Origin of the sequence: Thermosipho africanus Ob7, from assembly GCF_003351105.1 — a bacterium.
GTDB classification, from domain to species: Bacteria; Thermotogota; Thermotogae; order Thermotogales; family Fervidobacteriaceae; genus Thermosipho; species Thermosipho africanus.
This window is the reverse complement of the sequence record NZ_NKRG01000003.1, coordinates 56130-76081: the sequence shown is the minus strand read 5'-3', so window position 1 is coordinate 76081 and position 19952 is coordinate 56130. Positions and strand designations below refer to the sequence as shown.

Genomic DNA, 19952 nt, shown 5'->3' with positions numbered 1-19952 from the left:
GATGGAAGAGAAAATTAAGGAATTAGAACAGGCTTTTGAAGATTTGATAAATAAATATCAAGAGCTCCAGAAAGAAAATAAGGAACTTTGGAAAGAATTAAATGCAGCAATAGAGAGGGCTAATCAACTTGAACAAGAAAACAGAACTTTAAAAGAGGAGATCAACGGAACTTTTGATAAATTGCTTGGAAAATTAAAAAATTTAATGGAGAGTTCAACGGAGATAAATGATCAAGAAAAGGTTTAATATTAACGGAAGAAACTATATTGTTGAATCTGATTCAGATGAAAAAATTTTAGATTACATTGAAAAAAGAATTAAAGAGCTAAATGAAAAATATGAAGAGCTTTCATCTACCGATGAAAGACTTTTGGTAATGTTGTGTGAATTAATTGAGAGAGAGTATTATTTAACGGAAAAGATTAACGAAATTTTGAAAAGGTTGAATGATCTGGAGGAAAGAAGCCTTGAAGATAGGTCTATTTGATTCGGGGATAGGTGGTATTTCTGTATTAAAGAAGCTCACTTACATTAATGGAGCACATTATATTTATATTGCAGATACCGAAAGAGCTCCTTATGGTATTAAAACTCCAGAAGTTCTGGAGAGCTTTATTTTTGAATTTGCAGAGTTTTTTCACAAAAAAGGAGTTAATGAAATTTTTGCAGCCTGTAATACAACAGATTCAATTATACTAGAGAAAAATTTGGATTTAGGCATTAAATATAATAGCATAATTAAAGCTGCGATTCAGGCACCAAAAAGTGAAAAGGTGGGAGTTATTGGAACAAATATTACAGTTAGTAATGGGATTTATAAAAAATACCTTGAAATGGAAAATAAAGAAGTATATCAAAAATCAACTCAGCTTTTTGTTTCTTTGGTAGAAGAGGGTATTTTTTACGGTAGAATGGTTGAAGCAATAGCAAATTATTATTTGCTTCCATTAAAGAAGAAAAATATTGAAGAGTTGATTTTAGGATGCACTCATTTTCCATTTTTAAAAGGAGTTATATCCAGAGTATTACCGAAGGTTCGAATAATTGACCCAGCTGAAGAGTTGTCAAAAAAACTGGCAAAAAATAACTCTAAAAAAGCATTTGTTGAGTTTTATGTTACTGGTGATCCAAAGGTATTTGAGAAAAAATTAAAAAGGATTAATTTCAGAGTACCGTATACTATAAACAAATTTAAAACAAAAAAGGTGATACAAATTGAAAAACCTAATTATTCTGACAGGGTTGTCGGGCGCTGGTAAAAGTACAGCTTTAGGTTTACTTGAAGATATGGGATTTTATTGTATAGATAATCTTCCCATAAATTTGGTTGAAACAATTTTACCAGTAATATCTATGAATGTAGACAACATTGCTTTTGTCTTAGATGCTAGAAGCGAAAATTTTGAACGTATTGATGAGATTTTAAATAATTTAAAGAAGAAATATGCTAGTAATCTGAAGGTCATTTTTTTAACTGCAAAAGATGCGATTATAATTAACAGGTTTGCCCACACTAGAAGGAATCATCCTCTTCTTAAGAGAGTAAATTCTCTTGAAAAAGCAATACAGCTTGAAAGGGAAATTTTAACAAAAGCTTTAGAATTTTCCGACATAGTAATCGATACTTCTAATTTGAATCCACATCAGCTTAGAGAAAAATTAGTGGAAATATTAGGTAGTGTTAAAAAGAAATTTTTGGTAAGAATTTTAAGTTTTGGATTTAAATATGGATTGCCTTTAGATGTAGATTTTATTTTTGATGTTCGATTTTTTCCTAATCCCTTTTATATAAAAGACTTGAGAGAAAAAAGTGGAAGAGATGAAAAAGTAAAAGAGTTTTTGTATAATACTCAAGGAGTTAAGGAATATATAGAAATGATAAAAAACGTTGTTGATTTTGCGCTGAAAAGATATGAAAATGAGGGAAGAATGGAACTCAGTATTGGTATAGGCTGTACTGGAGGCCAACACCGATCAGTTTTCTTTGCTGAAGAGCTTGCAAGTATTTATAGGCAAAGGTATGAAGTTCTTTTGGAACATAGGGATGTGAAGTAATGAATCTAACAGTAGTTGGTGGTGGAACTGGAGTCTCAACGCTTTTAAGAGGATTGAAATATTTCAATAATATAGATTTAAAAGCTATAATTGCTGTAACCGATGAGGGAGGAAGTTCTGGGGTTTTAAGAAAAGAATATAACGTTCTTCCACCGGGTGATGTTAGAAATAACTTGGTTGCGCTTGCAAAAGATGAGGAAATTTTAGGACAACTTTTTTCTTACAGGTTTAAAGATGGATTTTTGGCAGGTCATAGTGTAGGAAATATCATTTTGACAGCACTTACAAAAATTTTAGGGAGCTTTACAAAGGCAATAGAGTATGCATCTGAAGTTTTAGCAATTAACGGTAAAGTAATTCCCATTTCTGAGGACTTAATCAGGTTAGTTGCAGAATATGAAGATGGCACAAAAGCTTTTGGCGAAAGTGAAATAATGAAAATAACAAAAAAAAGAATAAAAAAAGTTTATTTAAATAGAGATGCTAAGATAAATTTAGATGCTCAAAAAGCTTTAGTAAATTCTGATTATATTATCTTAGGGCCTGGTAGTATATATACTAGTATAATTACGAATTTTTTGGTTGATGGATTCAAAGAGGCAGTTAATTATTCAAACGCAAAAATAATATATATTTCCAATTTAATGACTCAAGCTTCCGAGTCATACAATTTTACATTATTTGATCATGTGAGTGTGATAGAAAGATATCTTGAAAGGAAAGTTGATATGATTATTGCATCGAGATCGAATATACCTGAATATATATTAGAAAGATATGAAAATGAAGGATCAATTCCAGTGAAAGTAGATATCGAAAATGATGAAAGACTAATTTTTGAGGATTTATTAGAAGTAAAGGTTGACAGTGATGGCAAAGAGAAGATAAGACATAATTCTATGAAACTAGCAAGTTTAATAATTAAACTTATAAGGTGATATAATGTTATATACATTTTCTGAAGATGTAAAAGGTGAATTGTGTCATACGGTTGTTAACTCCGAATTGGAAGCAAAATCTGAATTGGCTGGATTTTTAAAATCAAGGGGAGTAATAATAAGGTCTTTTAATGATGTTGTTGTAAAAATTGAAGTGGGTTTTATACCTGCTGCAAGAAGGATAATGAATTTAATGGCTATAGTAGGTACTGATAAAAAAAGGTTGACAATGATTAAAAATAAGTTGAAAAAGAAGAGAGTGCAAATTTTTATTCCTTTTTCAATATTATCTAAGCTAGAGTTGGATATTCTTGAGATTCCAGCATATATATTTGAGGATCTTGGGCTATTTGGTGCATTTTTGCGTGGAGTTTTTATATCGACTGGTTCTGTAACTGATCCTACTAAAAATTACCACTTTGAAATTATTTCACATAATTATAAATTTCTAAATGAGATACAAAAATATCTTTTCGATAATTTAGGTATACTTGGTAAAATTGCAAGTTTTGGTCAGAAAAATTACAGATTCTATCTAAAAAGGGCAAAAGATATAATTGAAATTCTCTATTATATGGGAGCTCAAAGAAACGCTGACAAGATGGAAAAAATAGTAAGCTCAAGAGAAATTAAAAGTGATTTTAATAGATCTATGAATTTTCTAACGGCCAATGCTAAAAGAGTTGGTGAAAGTAACGCAAAACAGATCAGGATTATAAAAAATTTATTTGAAAAATATGGTGAAGATATTCTAAATGATGAGTTAAAGAAAATAGCACTTTTGAGATTGGAAAATGAAGATTTGAGTTTAAGTGATCTTGGAAAGCTTTTTGATCCTCCTCTTTCAAAGAGTATGGTTTATAACAGAATAAAAAAGATATTTAAGATATATGAGGAACTTGAATCAAAGAATATGGAGTGATGAATATGAAATGTCCATATTGTGGCAATGATGAAACTAGAGTACTTGATTCAAGAGTCGATTCATCAGGAATGACAATAAGACGTCGCAGAGAATGTTTGAAATGTAAAGGTCGTTTTACTACGTATGAAAGATATGAATTTGGGCCAGTTTTTGTAATAAAAAAAGATGGGCGTAGAGAAAAATTTGATAGGTCAAAGATTTTGAGTGGTATCATGAAGGCTTGTGAAAAGACTAATGTAACTCTTGAAGAGATGGAAAAGTTAGTTGATGATGTGGTAAATCAAATCCAGAAAACCGGTAATTTGGAAATTTCAAGTCTTGAGATAGGAAAGCTTGTTATGGAGGGATTAAAAAAGATCAACGAAGTTGCATATGTTAGATTTGCTTCGGTGTATAAAGATTTTAGAGAAATTGATCAATTTTTAGAAGTTGTAAAAGAATTGAAAAATGAAAAATAGTGTTGGAGGTGTTTGAATGAAAAAAGAGAGTATTTATTTAACAAAAGAAGGGTATGAAAAATTAAAAGCAGAGCTTGATCAGTTAAAGCAAAAGCTTATGTTTGAAATAGCTCAAAGAATTAAAGAAGCTAGAGAACTAGGTGATTTATCGGAAAATTCAGAATATCAGGAAGCAAAAAATGAACAAGGAAGAATTGCAGCAAGAATTAATGAACTTGAAAATATGCTTTCAAAAGCAGAAGTTATTGAAGGATTGGATACCAATGTTATTAACATTGGTAATTGGGTGTTAATTAAGAATTTGGATACGGGAGAAGAAAAAACAATTCAGATTGTAACACCTCATGAAGCAGATGTTTTTAACAATAAGATAAGCTTTGAGTCTCCGATTGGGAGAGTTTTAGTAGGTAAAAAGGTAGGAGAAGTTGTCAAAATTAAAGCACCGAAAGGGGTATTTAAGTATCAAATTTTAGGTATCAAAATATAAGATTTGGAGATTTAGGAGGGATTAAGTTGTTAAAGGAGTTTAGGGAACAGAGGATAAATGAAATTAAGCAGATAAGTGCAAAAGGTGTTAATCCATATCCATACAAATTTGAAAAAACACATAGTAGCCAGGATATAAAAGCTCAATTTGAGAACTTAAACCCTGGAGAAGTTAAAGAAGATGCAAGTGTGTCTACTGCTGGAAGAATAATGTCTTTAAGGCATCATGGTAAAAGTGCATTTTTCCATATTAAAGATTTCTTTGGTAGAATTCAGGCATATATTAGGCAAGATATAGTTGGAAAAGATGTATACGAATTTTTTAAAGAACATATTGCAATTGGAGATATAGTTGGTGTAAAGGGAAGTGTCTTTAAAAGTAAAACTGGAGAAGTGACAATTTTGGTAAAAGAAATTGAGCTTCTTAATAAGCCTTTAAGGCCGATGCCAGAAAAATGGCATGGAATTAAAGATAAGGAAGTTTTGTATAGACAAAGATATGTTGATATGATTGCTAACGATGAAACACTAAATAGATTTAGAATAAGATTTGAGATAATAAAGCTTATTAGAGAATTTTTGAATTCAAAAGGATTCATTGAGGTTGAAACACCAATATTAGAATATGTTACAGGCGGGGCATCAGCAAGGCCATTTATAACACACTTGAATGTGTTTGATATTGATATGTACATGAGAATTGCTACAGAACTTTATTTGAAGAGATTCATAGTGGGTGGATTTGAAAAAGTATATGAATTAGGAAAAAATTTTAGAAATGAAGGTCTTTCTTACAAGCATCACCCTGAATTTACTTCAATTGAAATTTATCAGGCATATGCCGACTATGAAGATATGATGAACTTAACTGAAGAACTTTTTGTGTTTATTGTTGAAAAACTTTTTGGAACAACAAAAGTCAAATATCAAGATATAGAAATTGATTTTTCAAGGCCATGGAGAAGAGTTAAAATGAGAGACTTCATTAAAGAACATTTAGGTGTTGATATCCTTGAAGATACAGAAGAAAAGATGTTAGAAGTATTAAAGCAACACGATGTTGAAGTTGAGATAAAAGATAAGGGGCATTTAATTGAAAAACTCTGGGATTTAGTAGAGGACAAAGTTGTTCAACCAACATTCTTGTTAGAACATCCAGTGGAAATATCTCCTCTTGCAAAGAAACATAGAGAGGATCCAAGAGTTACTGAAAGATTTGAGCTTATAATTTATGGTAGAGAAATGGCAAATGCATTTAGTGAATTGAATGATCCTGTTGATCAATACGAAAGATTTTTAAGGCAAGCTAAACTTCGTGAAGCTGGAGATGAGGAAGCCCAGATGATGGATAAAGATTTTGTTAGAGCTCTCGAATACGGTATGCCACCTACTGGTGGTCTTGGTATAGGAATTGATAGATTGGTTATGCTTTTAACTAATTCGCCTACTATCAGAGATGTAATTGCATTTCCACTGGTAAGACCAATTTCATTTGAAGAGGAAGAAATGAACTTAGAAGGGGGATCGCAAGAATGAGAAAATGGTTTGAAAAAGCACATGGTGCTATAATTTGGACGATTGCTATTGCATTTGTCGCAGGTATTGTTGTATGGTCAATTTCTTCATATGTATCTTCGAGAAAAGGCAGTGTAAAGTATAATTTAGAGGATTCAGTTGCTTATTTAACAAAAGATGGCACAGCACTTAGTGAAGAATATTGGATTTTCCCATGGGAAGTTGAAGATTCATATAGTAAGGCTTTAAGTTACTATCAAATTTCAGATGTTGATCCTGTTTTTGAGGAACCAATGTTAAAGACTTCAATACTAAATGATTTAATTGAAACTAAGACAATACTATATTATGCTCAAGTAAATAAAATTTCACCTACTAAAGATGAAATAAATCAAGAACTTGATAAGCAGGTTGCAGATATTGAAAAGAACGAACAATTGTTAAATTATATTAAGCAAAAATATGGAAGTGTTGAAAATTACAAAAAGACAATTGAGCCAGAGGTAGTAAAGTATCTTACAATTGCAAAGGTTAGAGATACTATAGCTAGTGTAAGTGATGATGAGATGAAAAATTATTATAGTGAAAATAGAGAAGATTTAATGAATAAATATGATCAAGCAAATGTTGATTTTGTAAGTTTCTCATCACAAGCGAGTGCAAACGACTTTATCAATGAAGCTATGAATACTGGATTTTATCAAGCTGCAACAAATATGAGCTTATCAGTTCAAAATTACGATGGCTTTAAAAGAGGCATAATTGACAAAAAGTTTGAAGATAGCATTTTTGGTTCTACAAATACCATTGTTGGACCTATTCCTCTTGGCAGTAACTTTTTCGTATTCAATGTAAAAGATGTGAAAACTGTAGATACATTTGAAAAATTTACCCTTTCTCAGGGATATCAAGATGTTTTAAATCAATTAAAGAGTGATAAATTTAGAAAAGCTATTGATGAGTTTAAGAAAAGTGAAAATGTTTCTTCCGAAATTATTGATCCTGTATACAAGACATGGAACCAAGTTTTAACAAATTCTGGAACTAGCTTGTTAAATGTATATAAAAAGTTAAATGAAATGGTTTTTGATGAATCTACGAAGGTTACTGTCAAACTGGATGCACCTGTTGAAATTAAAGCAGCATTTGTTACACTTGTTGAAAAAATGCAGTCAGCTACTGAATTAACAAACGATGCAGTGTACAAACAAATTTTGGATGATGCAAGTAAAGAATCAAAATTAGTTTTGGAAAGTATTTACAATGATTATCCAGAATCATTTATTGCTGCAAAGAAAATGAAAACGTTATATCCAAAAAGAACGGATGTATTATATAATTACTATACAAAATTGTATTTAAAGATAAAACCTTATGTTGAGTATGGAATGCTCCAAAGCGTTGTAAATGACTTTATAGACCTATACGGAGGATTAAATACCCTTTCTGAAGCAACAGATATTTCTTTAGATTGGAAAGCAGAAGTTTTATATGATTTATACGAAATAAATAAAATGTTGAAAGATGCAACAACTGCTGAACAATATCTTGAAAAATTAAGAGAAGCAACACCAACTTATATGGATTTTGAGGCAGCTTTCAATGAACTTGAGATGATGAAAAATTCAACATCAACTAGCAACTAAAACTTACTTTTACATCTAATTTAAGCGGCCTTTTCGGCCGCTTAAATTTTTTAGCAATACGAACAATTTGTGTTATAATCTTTTAGGGGTGGTATTTTGAGATTAGATAAGTTTTTAAAATCTACTAGAATTATTAAAAGGCGTACTATAGCCCAAGAGTTGGCTAAAAATAAGAGGATTTTTAGAAATCAAATAGCTTTAAAACCCTCTAGTGAAATAAAATCAGGTGATATATTAGAAATTTTTTTAAAAAACAGATATTTAAAGGTAAAAGTTATTTCTGATGTAGAGTATGAAATACTTGAAGAAAAAAAGATTGAGGAGGGACAGCTATGAGAAACATTGTAGAAAACCATGTTGAAGAATTTTTAGAAATATTAAGATATGACAAGTCCCATTGGGGAGAATTTTGGAGTAAGACTACAAATAAATATAAATTTTTCAAAGAAATTGAGGAAAAATTAGGAGAAATAAATTTTGATAGTGTTGAAAGAAGAGAATTAGATAAGTTATTAAATGATTTTAGAGAATTTGCAAAAGAAAATAAGGATAATGTAACAACAAAGATTCGTAAAAATGCAAAAGAGTTAGAACTTAATAAAGAAGATTTTATAGTATTTTTAGGAGTGTATCCAAAAGATTTTGATTGGATAGTTGTTGATTTTAATGGAAATTATATACTTTTTTACAATGTATATTCGCTGTGGAAGAAAGGAAAACTTTCTAAACTAAGTGAAGCAGTTTATCAGGCGATAATTCATTTTAGAAATGGAGAAATGAATGGGATTTATTATGATAAAGATGAATTATTTGATAAATTGCTTGATAAATTAGAAAAAGAATCTAAAGATGATCCTGTAAAATATATGAGAAAGATTTGTCAGTATCTTTATGATGAAATTCCATATTATGATTGGGTAGGATTTTACATGATTAACAAAGACAATGTTTTAGAGTTGTTTGAATTTGTTGGTGAACCTACCGAGCATGTGAAAATAAATATTGGAGAGGGGATTTGTGGACAAGCAGCAATGTTAAAGGATGTATTTATAGTTCAGGATGTTTCTAAAGAAACAAATTATTTATCGTGTAGTCCTAAAGTAAAAAGTGAGATAGTAGTACCAATATTTAAAAATAAAGAGGTAATAGGCGAATTGGATATTGACAGCCATTATATAACTCCTTTTGATGAGAGAGACAGAAAATTTTTAGAGAAAGTTTGTGAAGATATTCCAAAAATATGGGATGAGAAGTTGCTTGAAGAAAGATAAACTTTTTTAAAAGGGGAGATTTGATGAAGCTTTTGAAAAGATTGTTAAAATATGCTAAACCGTATACGCTATTATTCGTCCTTGCAATTTTAGTTGTTATTTCTCTTACTTTTGTAACTCTTCTTCCACCTCAGATAGTAAGAAATACAGTAAATAATTATATAACTAACGATTCATTGCCTTTAAATGAAAGGTTTTCTGGTATTTTTAAAATGTCTCTTTATTTCTTATTAACTACTTCTATGATTTTTGTATTTGAATATATTTCAATATATATTACAACGTATCTTGGTGGAAAAATTGTATACGATATTAGAAAAGAGCTTTTTGACCATGTTTTAAAACTTCCAATGTCTTTTTTTGATAAGCATCCAAGTGGTCAAATAACTACAAGAATTGCAAATGATACCCAGAATATAATGGAATTTTTTACGTCTGTAATAACGAGTATTTTTAATGACGTTTTTTTACTTACAGGCGTAATTATTATGATGTTAAGAGTTAGCCCAAGGTTGTTTGCAAATATTTCATTTGTATTTCCAGTTTTAATAGTGTCAATGATTTTGTTTAGGTACTTTGATTTAAAAGCATATAGAGCGGTCAGAACTAATATTTCTAAGGTTAATGCGTACCTTGCAGAACATATTGCTGGTATGCCAGTTGTTAAATTATTTAATGCTGAAGATTTTGAAAGGAAGAATTTCGACAAAGTAAATAAAGAATTGTATAAGTCTAGAATACAGCAGATGTATGTTTTTGCAATTTTTAGACCGACTGTTAGTACACTTTACAGACTTGCAATTGCCGCAATTATATGGATGGGTGCAAAATACATAGTTTCTAAAACTCTCAATTTTGGTGATCTATATGCCTTTGTTGCATATCTAGAATTGTTTATGAGGCCACTTGAGGACTTGTCTGAAAAGTACGATATAATTCAGAATACTGTGGCAAGTGCGGAAAAGATATTTACATTAATGGATGAGACTGAAGAACATTTTGGAGACGAAAATGGAAAAGTAGAAATTGAAAAAGGTGTTGTAGAGTTTAAAAATGTATGGTTTAGATATAACGAGGATAGATGGATATTAAAAAATATTAATTTAAAGTTTGAACCAGGGCAATTAATAGCCGTTGTAGGTGAAACCGGCGCAGGAAAAACATCGTTAATGAATCTTGTAAATGGCATGTATAGAATTCAAAAGGGTAAAATTTTGATAGATGGTACAGAACTTGAAAAATACAATATCCATGAACTTAGAAAGCAGATATCAACTGTTCCACAAGATGTAGTTTTATTTTCCGGGACACTTTTAGATAATGTTAGACTTTTTCATGAAGAAATTTCGGAAGATCAGGTAATAGATGCATTAAAAAAAGTATATGTTTGGGACTTGATTGAAAGATTGCCAAATGGTTTATATACAGAAGTTATTGAACGTGGAAAAGGTATATCGGCAGGAGAAAGGCAGTTGATTGCACTTGCAAGATCTGTTCTTTTTGATGCAAAGATATTTATTCTTGATGAGGCTACAAGTAATATTGATGTTCAAACTGAAGAAAGGATTCAAAAGGCTGTTAGAAAACTTTCTGAAAATAAAACGGTTATAATGATAGCACATAGGCTTGCTACAGTAGTAAATGCAGATAAAATATATGTAGTTCACAAAGGAGAAGTTGTTGAGGAAGGATCACATAAAGAATTATTAAACAAAAAAGGAATTTATTACAAGCTCTATGAAGTGCAATTTTCAAAATAAAAAGGTGCCGTGCACCCTTGCTTCGATTACGCGGGACCTGAGCGTATTCTCGAATCGGGCTCCGGCTGAGCACCCCTACGGCACACACTTGCCTGCTTAGGGCTGCTTCCTTCCGGACCTGACCCGGTTCACAGGTAGTTGTTGCGTAGGACTCAACCTTCAGCGCCCTACCGAGGACCGTTTTCAGACCCCACAAACCTTGGCAAGGGAATTAAGCCCCGCTAGGTGGATTTCGGGTACAGGGGACCACCAACCCCCCGCTTAGCACGGCACCATGAATTATTTTAACATTATTCTGTATAATTGTCAAAAAATCAAAATTACAAAGTTTAATAAGACTTGAAAAATTTTTTCAATATGGTAACCTATTAACTTGTGAAAAATATATTATGTTGAGGTGATAAAAATAAGTAGGAACTGGTTTTTTATATTTATAATTTCTGCTTTTATAATTGTAGCATTGTATTTTAATTTTAATTCTGCAAAAAAAATATATGTAAAAGGAGATAACTATTATGTTGGTAAATTAATAGATTATTTGAACTTAAATGGATATAAATTCAAAATTGTAGATATAAAAAAAGCAAATGTTGTTATTGATTTAGATAACTTAGAAGTTTCTTTGTATAATGGAATGCATTTTAATATAAAATATAGTGAAAAATTGATAAATAAGGTAATATCATTAATTGAAAACCGTAATTGTAAAGTTTTAAGTAAAAATGACGACTTTTACCTTAAAAATCAGTATTTTTACAAACACTTTACATTTGAAACATCTTGTGGTATAAATATAATGATACTCCCAGAAATGTATGAAAATTTAGAAAAATTAGTTTTCCGAACAATTTTAAATATCTTAAAAGGTAATTATCAAGGCTTTGAAAATGAATATTTTGTTAACAAAATGTATATTTATAGACGGTATGATAATTGGGTATTAATTGCTACTTATGAACCGACTCTAGAAATTTTGGAGTTAATAGCCGATGAAAAAAACTAGTTAAGAGAGGTGAAATCTTTTGGAACCCATATTATCAGTTAGAAACCTGAGCACATGGTTTTATATGGAAGAAGGGGTAGTAAAGGCTGTAAACGATGTCAGTTTTGACCTTCATGAAAACGAAGTTGTAGGAATTGTTGGTGAAACAGGTTCCGGAAAAAGTGTAACTGTAAAGTCTATTATGAGGCTTATACACAAGCCTGGAAAGATCGTTAATGGGCAGATTATTTACAGAGGTAGAGGGAAAGAGGAAGATTTGTTAAAGTTGTCAAAAGATGAAATTGCAGAGATAAGAGGAAAAGAAATTAGTATGATTTTCCAGGACCCACTAACTTCCTTAAATCCTCTTTATACAATTGGTGATCAATTGACTGAGACTATTATAAGGCACCAAAATGTTGATAGAAAGACAGCGTGGGAAATAGGTACTGAAATGCTTAGAAAGGTTCAGATTCCTGCGCCTGAAAAGAGAATGTTTGCATACCCATTTGAATTTAGCGGTGGTATGAGGCAGCGTGCTGTTATAGCAATTGCTCTTTCTTGTAATCCAAAAGTCTTGATTGCGGATGAACCTACAACTGCTTTGGATGTTACTATCCAGGCTCAAATATTGGAATTGATGAAGGATTTGCAAAAGGAATTTAAGACCGGTTTGTTGTTTATAACTCACGATTTAGGCGTAATTGCATCGATGGCGGATAGAATTATAGTTATGTATGGAAGTAGGCAAATGGAAATTGCAACAGCAGAAGATATTTTCTATAACCCACTCCATCCATATACACATATGTTGCTTAGGGCGATACCAAGGCTTGATAAGAAGCAAGATAAGCTTGAGGCAATTCCAGGACAACCTCCGAGAATGATTGATGTGCCAAACGTATGTCCATTTGCACCAAGATGTCCGAGAAAACTTGATAAATGTACGAAAGAATTACCTGAATTGGTAGAGTTGGAACCAGGACACTTTGTAAGGTGCTTCAATCCAGTACTAGACAAGAAAGAATCGGAGGCGATGAAGAATGAATAATGAAACAATAATAAAAGTACAAAATCTAAAAAAATACTTTCCGATTACAAAAGGTTTTCTTGTTAAAAAACATGTCGGAGATGTAAAAGCAGTAGATGATATATCTTTTGAGGTAAAAAAGAAAGAAACATTTGCTTTAGTTGGAGAGTCAGGATGTGGAAAGACAACTGCTGCAAGGACAATGTTAAGATTAATAGATCCGACAGATGGGAAAATTGAGATATTTGGCCAAGATATTTCTAACTTAAATAGAAAAGAGTTATTACCATTTAGAAGAAAAATGCAGATAGTTTTCCAAAATCCTATTGGTTCATTAAATCCACGTATGACGATTGGTCAGATATTGACAGAGCCATTGTTGTTCCATAAAATTGTTAAAGATAAGAAAGAGGCATATGATAAAGCAGTTGAAATATTGAGGATGGTTGGACTTAAACCTTACCATATGGATAGATATCCTCACCAATTCAGTGGAGGTCAAAAACAGAGGATAGCAATTGCAAGGGCTTTGTCTGTTGGACCTGAGATAATTTTCTTGGATGAACCTACATCAGCTCTTGACGTGTCAGTTCAAGCCCAGATTATTAATCTATTTTTAAAATTCCAAGAAGAACTTGATTTAACATATATTTTTATTTCACACGATTTATCACTTGTTAGATTTATTAGTGATAAGGTTGCTGTTATGTATCTTGGAAGAATTGTTGAAATGGGTGATGTTGATGAAGTCTTTGAAAATCCAATTCACCCATATACGAAGGCATTATTATCAGCTTCTCCAATTCCTGATCCAAAAGTAGAAAAACAAAGAAAGAGAATTATTTTAACAGGAAATGTTCCAAACCCAATTGCAAGACCAAGCGGATGTTTCTTCCACCCAAGATGTCCATTTAAAATGGAAAAATGTGAAAAAGAATATCCACAGATGTATAAAATTTCTGAAAATCACCAGGTCTCTTGTCACCTGGTAGAAAAAGAGGGGGTGTGAGTTTATGAAAAAACTCATGGTATTACTTGCAGTATTAGCAGTAGTGTTTGCCTACGCTGCTCAACTTCCATATATTGGAGCAGATGCACAGGGAAAGCCGGGAGGTCAGTTTGTTATAGGAACTCTTAATGGTCCAAAGACAGTAAACGATGTTACAGCAAAAGAAACTAGTTCAACCGATGTTATTGATATGTTCATGGGGTATGGTGGAACTCTCATTGAAAGACATGGTGTAGATATGGAATTCTATCCAGCAATTGCAGAAAGCTGGGAAGGTCCAAGGCTAACTGCAGATGGTGGAATGGAAATTATTTGGCATATCAGAAAAGGAGTAAAGTTTAGCGATGGGCAACCATTGACAGCTGACGATATTGTATTTACATTGAACGATATTTATACAAACCCAGATATTCCAAGTTCAATGCAAGATGTCTTGATGAGTACAAATGGATATTTACCAAAAGCAGAAAAGATTGATGATTATACAGTTAGAATGTATTATCCTGAACCATTCAGGCTTGCATTTAGATACCTTGGTGGAATGTATATTTATCCAAAACATTTAGCAGAAGAATATGTAAAGAATGGAAACTTTGAAGAATTCTGGACAGTAGATGCAATAAATAAAGGAGAAGTAGTAGGTCTTGGTCCATACATTCCAGTAGAATATGTTCCTGACCAATATGTCAGATTTGTAAAGAACCCATATTACTGGAAGAAAGATGCAAATGGACAACAACTTCCATACTTTGATGAAGTACTCTTTAAGATAATTTCAAACCAAGATGCAATGAGACTTGCATTTGAAAATGGAGAGATTGATATTTATGGTCCAAGAGGAACAGAATTTGCAGAATTAAAAGAAAAAGAAAAAGAACTCAACATAGTAGTTACGACAGCAGGGCCAGCATATGGAACAACATTTATTACATTCAACTGGAATGCGCCAGATCCAGTTAAGAGAAAATGGTTCAGAAATGAATACTTTAGAAAAGCAGTTGCATATGCAATAGATAAAGAATCTATTATTGATACACTTTACAATGGACTTGGAATTGCACAATGGTCACCAGTATCAATGAGCTCACCATATTACAACGAAGATGTTGTAGTAAAATATGAATACGACTTGGACCTTGCAAGGGCAATGTTAGAAATGGGTGGATTTAGCTGGAATGATAAAGGAGAATTAGTTGACGAAGATGGAAATGTTGTTAAATTCTTACTTACAACAAATTCAGGAAACAGACTTAGAGAAGGAGTAGCAAATATAATTCAAGATGCATTAAAACAGCTTGGTATGGACGTAACATTTACCCAAATCGATTTCAATACATTGGTTCAAAAATTGTTGAATACTGGCGATTGGGAATCAATAATCATAGGATTAACTGGTGGAGATGAACCACAAGGTGGAGCAAACGTATGGAGAACAGACGCATCATTACACTTCTGGAATTATTCACCAGAAGTTGCAGATTTTGTAGATCCTAACGACTACTACTTACCAGATTGGGAAGTAGAAATTGACAAGATATTTAGAGAAAATGTAAGAATACTTGATGAAAATATCGTAAAAGATTACTTCTCAAGATTCCAACAATTAGTATCTGAACACTTACCATTGATTTATACCGTAAACTCCTTAAGACTTTATGCTTACAAAGCAACACTTAGAAATGTAAAGATAGGGCCACTTGGTGGAACAACATGGAATATTTATGAAGAGTGGAAAGAGCAATAAAAAATTATGTGGGCGCGTGAGGTGTTAGCCCCGCGCCCATTTTAAAAATTAAAAGTGAGGTGACTGAGATTGCTAAGGTATATAGCACGTAGATTAATAATTTTGATTCCCGAGCTTTTTATAATAACGTTAATAGTGTTTTTGATAATGCAAGCTGCGCCTGGAGATTTTCTGGATCAGTACAGACTTGATCCATCAGTCTCAGAAGATTTTCTTAAAGCACTTGAAAAACAATACGGTTTGGATCAACCAGTGATGGTACAGTATTTTAAATGGATTAAAGGAGTTTTAACCGGTGATTTGGGCTATTCATTTTACTATAGAAGACCAGTTGTAGATCTAATTGGTGAAAGGGTTCTTGCGACTTTGATATTGTCACTTTACTCGTTTGTAATTTCATGGATAGTTGGTGTTATTTTAGGTGTCGTATCTGCTCTGAAAAAGTATAGTTTTTGGGATAAGTTTTTGACTGTGGTTGCATTTACTGGTATAGCAATTCCAGGTTTCTTTTTAGCCTTATTGTTATTGTATTTTGCAGCAAAAACTGGTACATTCCCAGTGGCTGGTATGTATGATGTTAATCACTCAAAGATGACAGTTTGGCAAGGTTTTAAAGATATATTCTGGCACATGCAACTTCCGGCATTTACTTTGACATTTGGTGGTTTTGCAGGATTGATGAGGTACATGAGAGGAAGCTTATTGGACGTGTTGAATGAAGATTATGTTGAATTTGCAAGAGCAAAAGGTATGCCTGAAAGAGTAGTTATATTTAAGCATGCAATGAGAAATGCTATAAATCCATTGATTACAATGTTTGGTTTTAGTTTGTCAAGCTTGTTGGGTGGAGCTGTTATTACCGAAACGATCTTTTCTTGGCCAGGACTTGGAAGACTTGTTTATCAAGCATTAGTACAACAAGATATATATGTGGTTATGGCTAGTACAATTATAAGTGTTATCATGTTAATTGCTGGTAATTTGGTCGGTGATATTTTACTTGCAGCAGTTGATCCAAGAATTAGGTTGGAATAGGAGGTAGTAGTTGATGGCAAAAAAAGAACAAGTTAAGAAAAAAAATAATAGTAATGAAAATATAGATTTTGAAGAAGTATATCTTACACGTGGACAATTGATGTGGAGAGCTTTTAAGAAAAATAAACTCGCCATGGTAGGATTATGGGTGCTGATTGTACTTTATATTATGATGTTTGCTGCTGATTTTTTGGCGCCATATAATCCATTTGAGCAAAGTCTTAAACATTCATATGCACCTCCTACGAAAGTAGATAAGGTATACAAGGTCGGTGATTTTGAGAAAAAAATTGGCTCTTATGTTTTACCCTACACAAGTTATGTAGATAAATTAGACTATACAAGAAAAACTAGACAATTATATTTTCCAAGTAGGGTAACAGTTGAATACAAAGGTGAATTAATAACACTAGTAATGAATGACGCAAAATATTTTGTTAGAACTGATTTTCCAGGAAAAGTTATTAATGTAAGTGATTTGGAATTTACGCTCAAAAAAGAAGAATATGCTATGGTAAATAATGAATGGAAAAAAGTATCATCTTCAAGTGAGAAGACAAAATATTTTGTAGCTGGAGTAAATGATAGTGTTTTAACAGAAGGAGAAGCGTTTATAGAAAATGATACTGCAACTGCAAAAAATGTTATTTTTGGAAAATATGGTTTTAAACTTGGAGTAGCAAGTGAAAATGAAATTGAAAAAGTTGGTTTAAAATATACAATTAATTACATAAAATACACTGATGAAAATGGAAAGAAGACAATTTTGTTTGGAAAAGATTTGGTAATAAAAGATTTTGATTATAAATACTATCCAATAAAGTGGTTTGTTGAAAGTTGGGGACCAAAGAAAAAAGATTATGGAAGAGTAGGTTATGTATTCTGGATTATTCCATTAAAATACCATTTATATGGTGTAGACAATTATGACAACAATCCATTTGTAAGATTATACATAATGGGTTCTGATGAGTTTGGAAGAGATGTTTGGTCAAGATTAATATTTGCTTCAAGAATTTCATTGTCAATAGGATTTATAGGACTTGCAATAACATTAACATTATCACTGTTTTTTGGAGGAATTGCAGGTTATTACGGTGGAGTAGCAGATGAATTATTAATGAGGTTTACAGAAATTATTATGTCAATTCCAGGATTTTATCTCTTGATACTTTTGAGGTCATTGTTACCATTAGATATTCCATCATCTCAAGTATATATTATGTTAGTATTTATACTTTCCTTTATAGGATGGGCTGGACGTGCTAGGATTATAAGAGGTATGGTGTTGTCGATTAAGAGAAATGAATTTGTTGAAGCAGCATACGCATTAGGATATCCAGATAGTAAAATACTTTGGAAACATGTTATTCCAAATACAATGACATACATGATAGTTACAGCAACATTGTCTATTCCTGGCTATATATTAGGTGAAGCAGGTCTTTCATTCTTAGGTTTAGGAATTAGAGAACCGTCTGCATCATGGGGATTAATGATGGCAAGAGCACAAGATATATATGTATTACAAAATGCACCATGGCTCTTAATTCCTGGTATATTCATATTCGTTACCGTCTTGGCATTTAACTTTGTTGGTGATGGATTAAGAGATGCATTTGACCCAAGAGCATTAGGATAATTAGTGCATATATAATTTTTTATATTCATTTTGGATTTATAAATAGACCCGTTTCTAGTATAAAAGTTGACTAGAAACGGGTTTTTTTATGAAATTATAATATTTAAGTATAAGTTGATATTATTAGTAAATTATTATACAAGTTATGTGAAACTAATATTTCTGCACAGAACCCAAGAAATGAGACAAGAAAAAAGAAATGAAAAACACCCCCGAAATGGTACAATGAAACCAACAAGGGGGTGTTTATATTTGGTTAAGAAAGGGCAAAAGTTTAAAAAATATACTTTGGATATAAAACAAGAAGTCATTAAGCTATACATGTAGGAAAATTAAGAAGACTATTGCTTCTCTCTTAGGAGTCACTGAAAGTAAAGTTTGAACATGGATAAAGAATTATCTAACGTACGGTAATATTGAACTTAAAAGTAGTAGACCAAAAAAAGAATCTACTAAGGATGAAATGGAAAGATTAAAAGCTGAGAATGCTTACTTAAAACTTTTTATAGAAAAGATACTTGAAGAAAGAGAAGTAAAAAAACAAAACTTGAGATAATAAATAAACTAGCAAAAGATTTCATATTGAATTGTTGTGTAAGATAGCTGGTATTTCAAAGAGTACGTTTTACCTTATATTAAAGAGTAAGGATAGAGATGTGGTTAACTATATATTATCAGGAGGCGATGTTTTTTCAACCTTTATTTTTCCTTAAGAATTTTGTATTTCTTTGTTCATATTAGTAACTCGGAATAACTAATTTCTTGAATCACCATACTACTTCTTTATAAGTTCTAAAATTCCTTTTAGTGTTTAAATTCAACTTTGGATTGTTGTAACTTGTAAATATTTGATGTATTCTTAATATCTTACATTTTTATATTATATTACTTGAGAAGGATGGAAGAAGTTTCAAGTGTAGACTTTACACTTCGAGAAACATATCCCGACACTGTAATACTGCTTTTTAGAAATAACGTATTCTATCAAAATTCAGATATAGTTCTATGACTTCTTACTCCTTCAAGAACAACTACAATTTTTTTAAGCAGAAAACTTTCTTCTCATATCTTTCACTTTTTCTTTTTCTCTGAAAATTTTTCAGAGAAGCAACATAGAAGTATATTACACACAGATACACAGATAGAGAATTTCAATTCACACACATGTATACAGCAAGATTGTTAAAAAAAGTAATAATACAAAGTATGTCAAGAAAAGGTACACCACAAGACAACAAACCAGCAGAAAGCTTCTTTAGTCATTTTAAAGAAGAAATGGTAAAAATATACAAAGAAAAAACAAAAGAAGAATACATAAAATTCACAACGAAGAAAGATATCAAGCAAGATTAAAAAACCTGGATCTGGTGGAATACCAAAGCCATGCTGTTTGAAAAATAAATTATTAACTTTTTTATTCGTTCCACTTACTTGGGTAAATCCAAATGATTTTAA

Annotated in this window: 20 protein-coding genes and 1 other RNA gene; 20 read left to right on the top strand and 1 reads right to left on the bottom strand. The window is 31.6% G+C overall.

Annotated elements, in window-relative coordinates; all coding sequences use genetic code 11:
• Position 1: 1 nt before the first annotated feature.
• From OB7_RS04050 to OB7_RS03990, 13 genes are all read left to right on the top strand, one after another.
• A complete protein-coding gene (locus OB7_RS04050; protein ID WP_004102043.1) occupies positions 2-247 on the top strand; it encodes a hypothetical protein in 246 nt (81 codons plus the stop codon).
• Entirely contained in the window at positions 228-488 is a 261-nt protein-coding gene (locus tag OB7_RS04045; RefSeq protein WP_114702596.1) for a cell division protein ZapA, read from the top strand. The genes OB7_RS04050 and OB7_RS04045 overlap by 20 nt, the downstream gene beginning before the upstream one ends.
• Complete coding sequence (gene murI, locus OB7_RS04040; protein ID WP_004102046.1) at positions 469-1260, top strand: glutamate racemase; 792 nt, start codon at positions 469-471, stop codon at positions 1258-1260. The genes OB7_RS04045 and murI overlap by 20 nt, the downstream gene beginning before the upstream one ends.
• A complete protein-coding gene (gene rapZ, locus OB7_RS04035) occupies positions 1217-2056 on the top strand; it encodes an RNase adapter RapZ (RefSeq protein ID WP_004102048.1) in 840 nt (279 codons plus the stop codon). Before murI ends, rapZ begins: the two co-directional genes overlap by 44 nt.
• On the top strand, positions 2056-2994 hold the full coding sequence (locus OB7_RS04030; protein ID WP_012580263.1) for a gluconeogenesis factor YvcK family protein: 939 nt from the start codon (positions 2056-2058) through the stop codon (positions 2992-2994). Before rapZ ends, OB7_RS04030 begins: the two co-directional genes overlap by 1 nt.
• A 4-nt stretch (positions 2995-2998) precedes the next feature.
• On the top strand, positions 2999-3916 hold the full coding sequence (gene whiA / locus OB7_RS04025; protein ID WP_114702595.1) for a DNA-binding protein WhiA: 918 nt from the start codon (positions 2999-3001) through the stop codon (positions 3914-3916).
• 5 nt (positions 3917-3921) lie between these two features.
• Positions 3922-4377 (top strand): transcriptional regulator NrdR, encoded by a 456-nt coding sequence (gene nrdR / locus OB7_RS04020; RefSeq protein ID WP_004102050.1) that lies wholly within the window; start codon positions 3922-3924, stop codon positions 4375-4377.
• A gap of 16 nt (positions 4378-4393) precedes the next feature.
• Positions 4394-4864 (top strand): transcription elongation factor GreA, encoded by a 471-nt coding sequence (gene greA, locus OB7_RS04015; protein ID WP_004102051.1) that lies wholly within the window; start codon positions 4394-4396, stop codon positions 4862-4864.
• Positions 4865-4890: 26 nt separating this feature from the next.
• Positions 4891-6399 carry a lysine--tRNA ligase gene (gene lysS / locus OB7_RS04010; RefSeq protein WP_004102053.1) on the top strand — a complete coding sequence of 503 codons (1509 nt, stop codon included), beginning with the start codon at positions 4891-4893 and terminating at the stop codon, positions 6397-6399.
• Positions 6396-8024: a peptidyl-prolyl cis-trans isomerase gene (locus tag OB7_RS04005; protein WP_114702594.1), complete on the top strand. Its 1629-nt coding sequence runs from the start codon at positions 6396-6398 to the stop codon at positions 8022-8024. Before lysS ends, OB7_RS04005 begins: the two co-directional genes overlap by 4 nt.
• Positions 8025-8120: 96 nt before the next feature.
• The gene (locus OB7_RS04000) at positions 8121-8360 is read left to right on the top strand and encodes a S4 domain-containing protein (protein ID WP_004102055.1); all 240 of its coding nucleotides are present in this window, start codon (positions 8121-8123) and stop codon (positions 8358-8360) included.
• On the top strand, positions 8357-9295 hold the full coding sequence (locus tag OB7_RS03995; RefSeq protein ID WP_004102056.1) for a GAF domain-containing protein: 939 nt from the start codon (positions 8357-8359) through the stop codon (positions 9293-9295). Before OB7_RS04000 ends, OB7_RS03995 begins: the two co-directional genes overlap by 4 nt.
• A gap of 23 nt (positions 9296-9318) precedes the next feature.
• Complete coding sequence (locus OB7_RS03990) at positions 9319-11055, top strand: ABC transporter ATP-binding protein (protein WP_114702593.1); 1737 nt, start codon at positions 9319-9321, stop codon at positions 11053-11055.
• A 7-nt stretch (positions 11056-11062) separates the two neighbouring features.
• Here the strand turns inward: OB7_RS03990 and ffs are convergent.
• Positions 11063-11325, bottom strand: an RNA gene (gene ffs, locus OB7_RS03985) — signal recognition particle sRNA large type.
• 127 nt (positions 11326-11452) lie between these two features.
• On the opposite strand from ffs, the gene OB7_RS03980 reads away from it, so the two are divergent.
• The 7 genes from OB7_RS03980 (at position 11453) to OB7_RS03950 (ending at position 19850) form a co-directional block, all read left to right on the top strand.
• Positions 11453-12058, top strand: coding sequence for a hypothetical protein (locus OB7_RS03980; RefSeq protein ID WP_114702592.1), 606 nt, complete (start codon positions 11453-11455; stop codon positions 12056-12058).
• A gap of 19 nt (positions 12059-12077) precedes the next feature.
• On the top strand, positions 12078-13088 hold the full coding sequence (locus OB7_RS03975) for an ABC transporter ATP-binding protein (RefSeq protein ID WP_004102059.1): 1011 nt from the start codon (positions 12078-12080) through the stop codon (positions 13086-13088).
• Positions 13081-14076, top strand: a complete 996-nt coding sequence (locus tag OB7_RS03970; protein ID WP_004102060.1) for an ABC transporter ATP-binding protein — start codon at positions 13081-13083, stop codon at positions 14074-14076. The genes OB7_RS03975 and OB7_RS03970 overlap by 8 nt, the downstream gene beginning before the upstream one ends.
• 4 nt (positions 14077-14080) lie before the next feature.
• On the top strand, positions 14081-15820 hold the full coding sequence (locus OB7_RS03965; RefSeq protein WP_114702591.1) for an ABC transporter substrate-binding protein: 1740 nt from the start codon (positions 14081-14083) through the stop codon (positions 15818-15820).
• Between the two features lie 69 nt (positions 15821-15889).
• Positions 15890-16855, top strand: coding sequence for an ABC transporter permease (locus tag OB7_RS03960; RefSeq protein ID WP_114702590.1), 966 nt, complete (start codon positions 15890-15892; stop codon positions 16853-16855).
• A gap of 13 nt (positions 16856-16868) precedes the next feature.
• Entirely contained in the window at positions 16869-18497 is a 1629-nt protein-coding gene (locus OB7_RS03955; protein WP_114702589.1) for an ABC transporter permease, read from the top strand.
• 1164 nt (positions 18498-19661) lie between these two features.
• Positions 19662-19850, top strand: coding sequence for a hypothetical protein (locus tag OB7_RS03950; RefSeq protein ID WP_041427221.1), 189 nt, complete (start codon positions 19662-19664; stop codon positions 19848-19850).
• Positions 19851-19952: the final 102 nt, after the last annotated feature.

Excerpts from the sequence above, each read along its gene's own strand:
- OB7_RS04050 (WP_004102043.1), top strand. The coding sequence starts at position 2 with ATGGAAGAGAAAATTAAGGAATTAGAACAGGCTTTTGAAGATTTGATA.
- OB7_RS04045 (WP_114702596.1), top strand. The coding sequence starts at position 228 with ATGATCAAGAAAAGGTTTAATATTAACGGAAGAAACTATATTGTTGAA.
- OB7_RS04030 (WP_012580263.1), top strand. The coding sequence starts at position 2,056 with ATGAATCTAACAGTAGTTGGTGGTGGAACTGGAGTCTCAACGCTTTTA.
- whiA (WP_114702595.1), top strand. The coding sequence starts at position 2,999 with ATGTTATATACATTTTCTGAAGATGTAAAAGGTGAATTGTGTCATACG.
- nrdR (WP_004102050.1), top strand. The coding sequence starts at position 3,922 with ATGAAATGTCCATATTGTGGCAATGATGAAACTAGAGTACTTGATTCA.
- greA (WP_004102051.1), top strand. The coding sequence starts at position 4,394 with ATGAAAAAAGAGAGTATTTATTTAACAAAAGAAGGGTATGAAAAATTA.
- OB7_RS04005 (WP_114702594.1), top strand. The coding sequence starts at position 6,396 with ATGAGAAAATGGTTTGAAAAAGCACATGGTGCTATAATTTGGACGATT.
- OB7_RS03995 (WP_004102056.1), top strand. The coding sequence starts at position 8,357 with ATGAGAAACATTGTAGAAAACCATGTTGAAGAATTTTTAGAAATATTA.
- OB7_RS03990 (WP_114702593.1), top strand. The coding sequence starts at position 9,319 with ATGAAGCTTTTGAAAAGATTGTTAAAATATGCTAAACCGTATACGCTA.
- OB7_RS03970 (WP_004102060.1), top strand. The coding sequence starts at position 13,081 with ATGAATAATGAAACAATAATAAAAGTACAAAATCTAAAAAAATACTTT.
- OB7_RS03965 (WP_114702591.1), top strand. The coding sequence starts at position 14,081 with ATGAAAAAACTCATGGTATTACTTGCAGTATTAGCAGTAGTGTTTGCC.
- OB7_RS03955 (WP_114702589.1), top strand. The coding sequence starts at position 16,869 with ATGGCAAAAAAAGAACAAGTTAAGAAAAAAAATAATAGTAATGAAAAT.
- OB7_RS03950 (WP_041427221.1), top strand. The coding sequence starts at position 19,662 with ATGTATACAGCAAGATTGTTAAAAAAAGTAATAATACAAAGTATGTCA.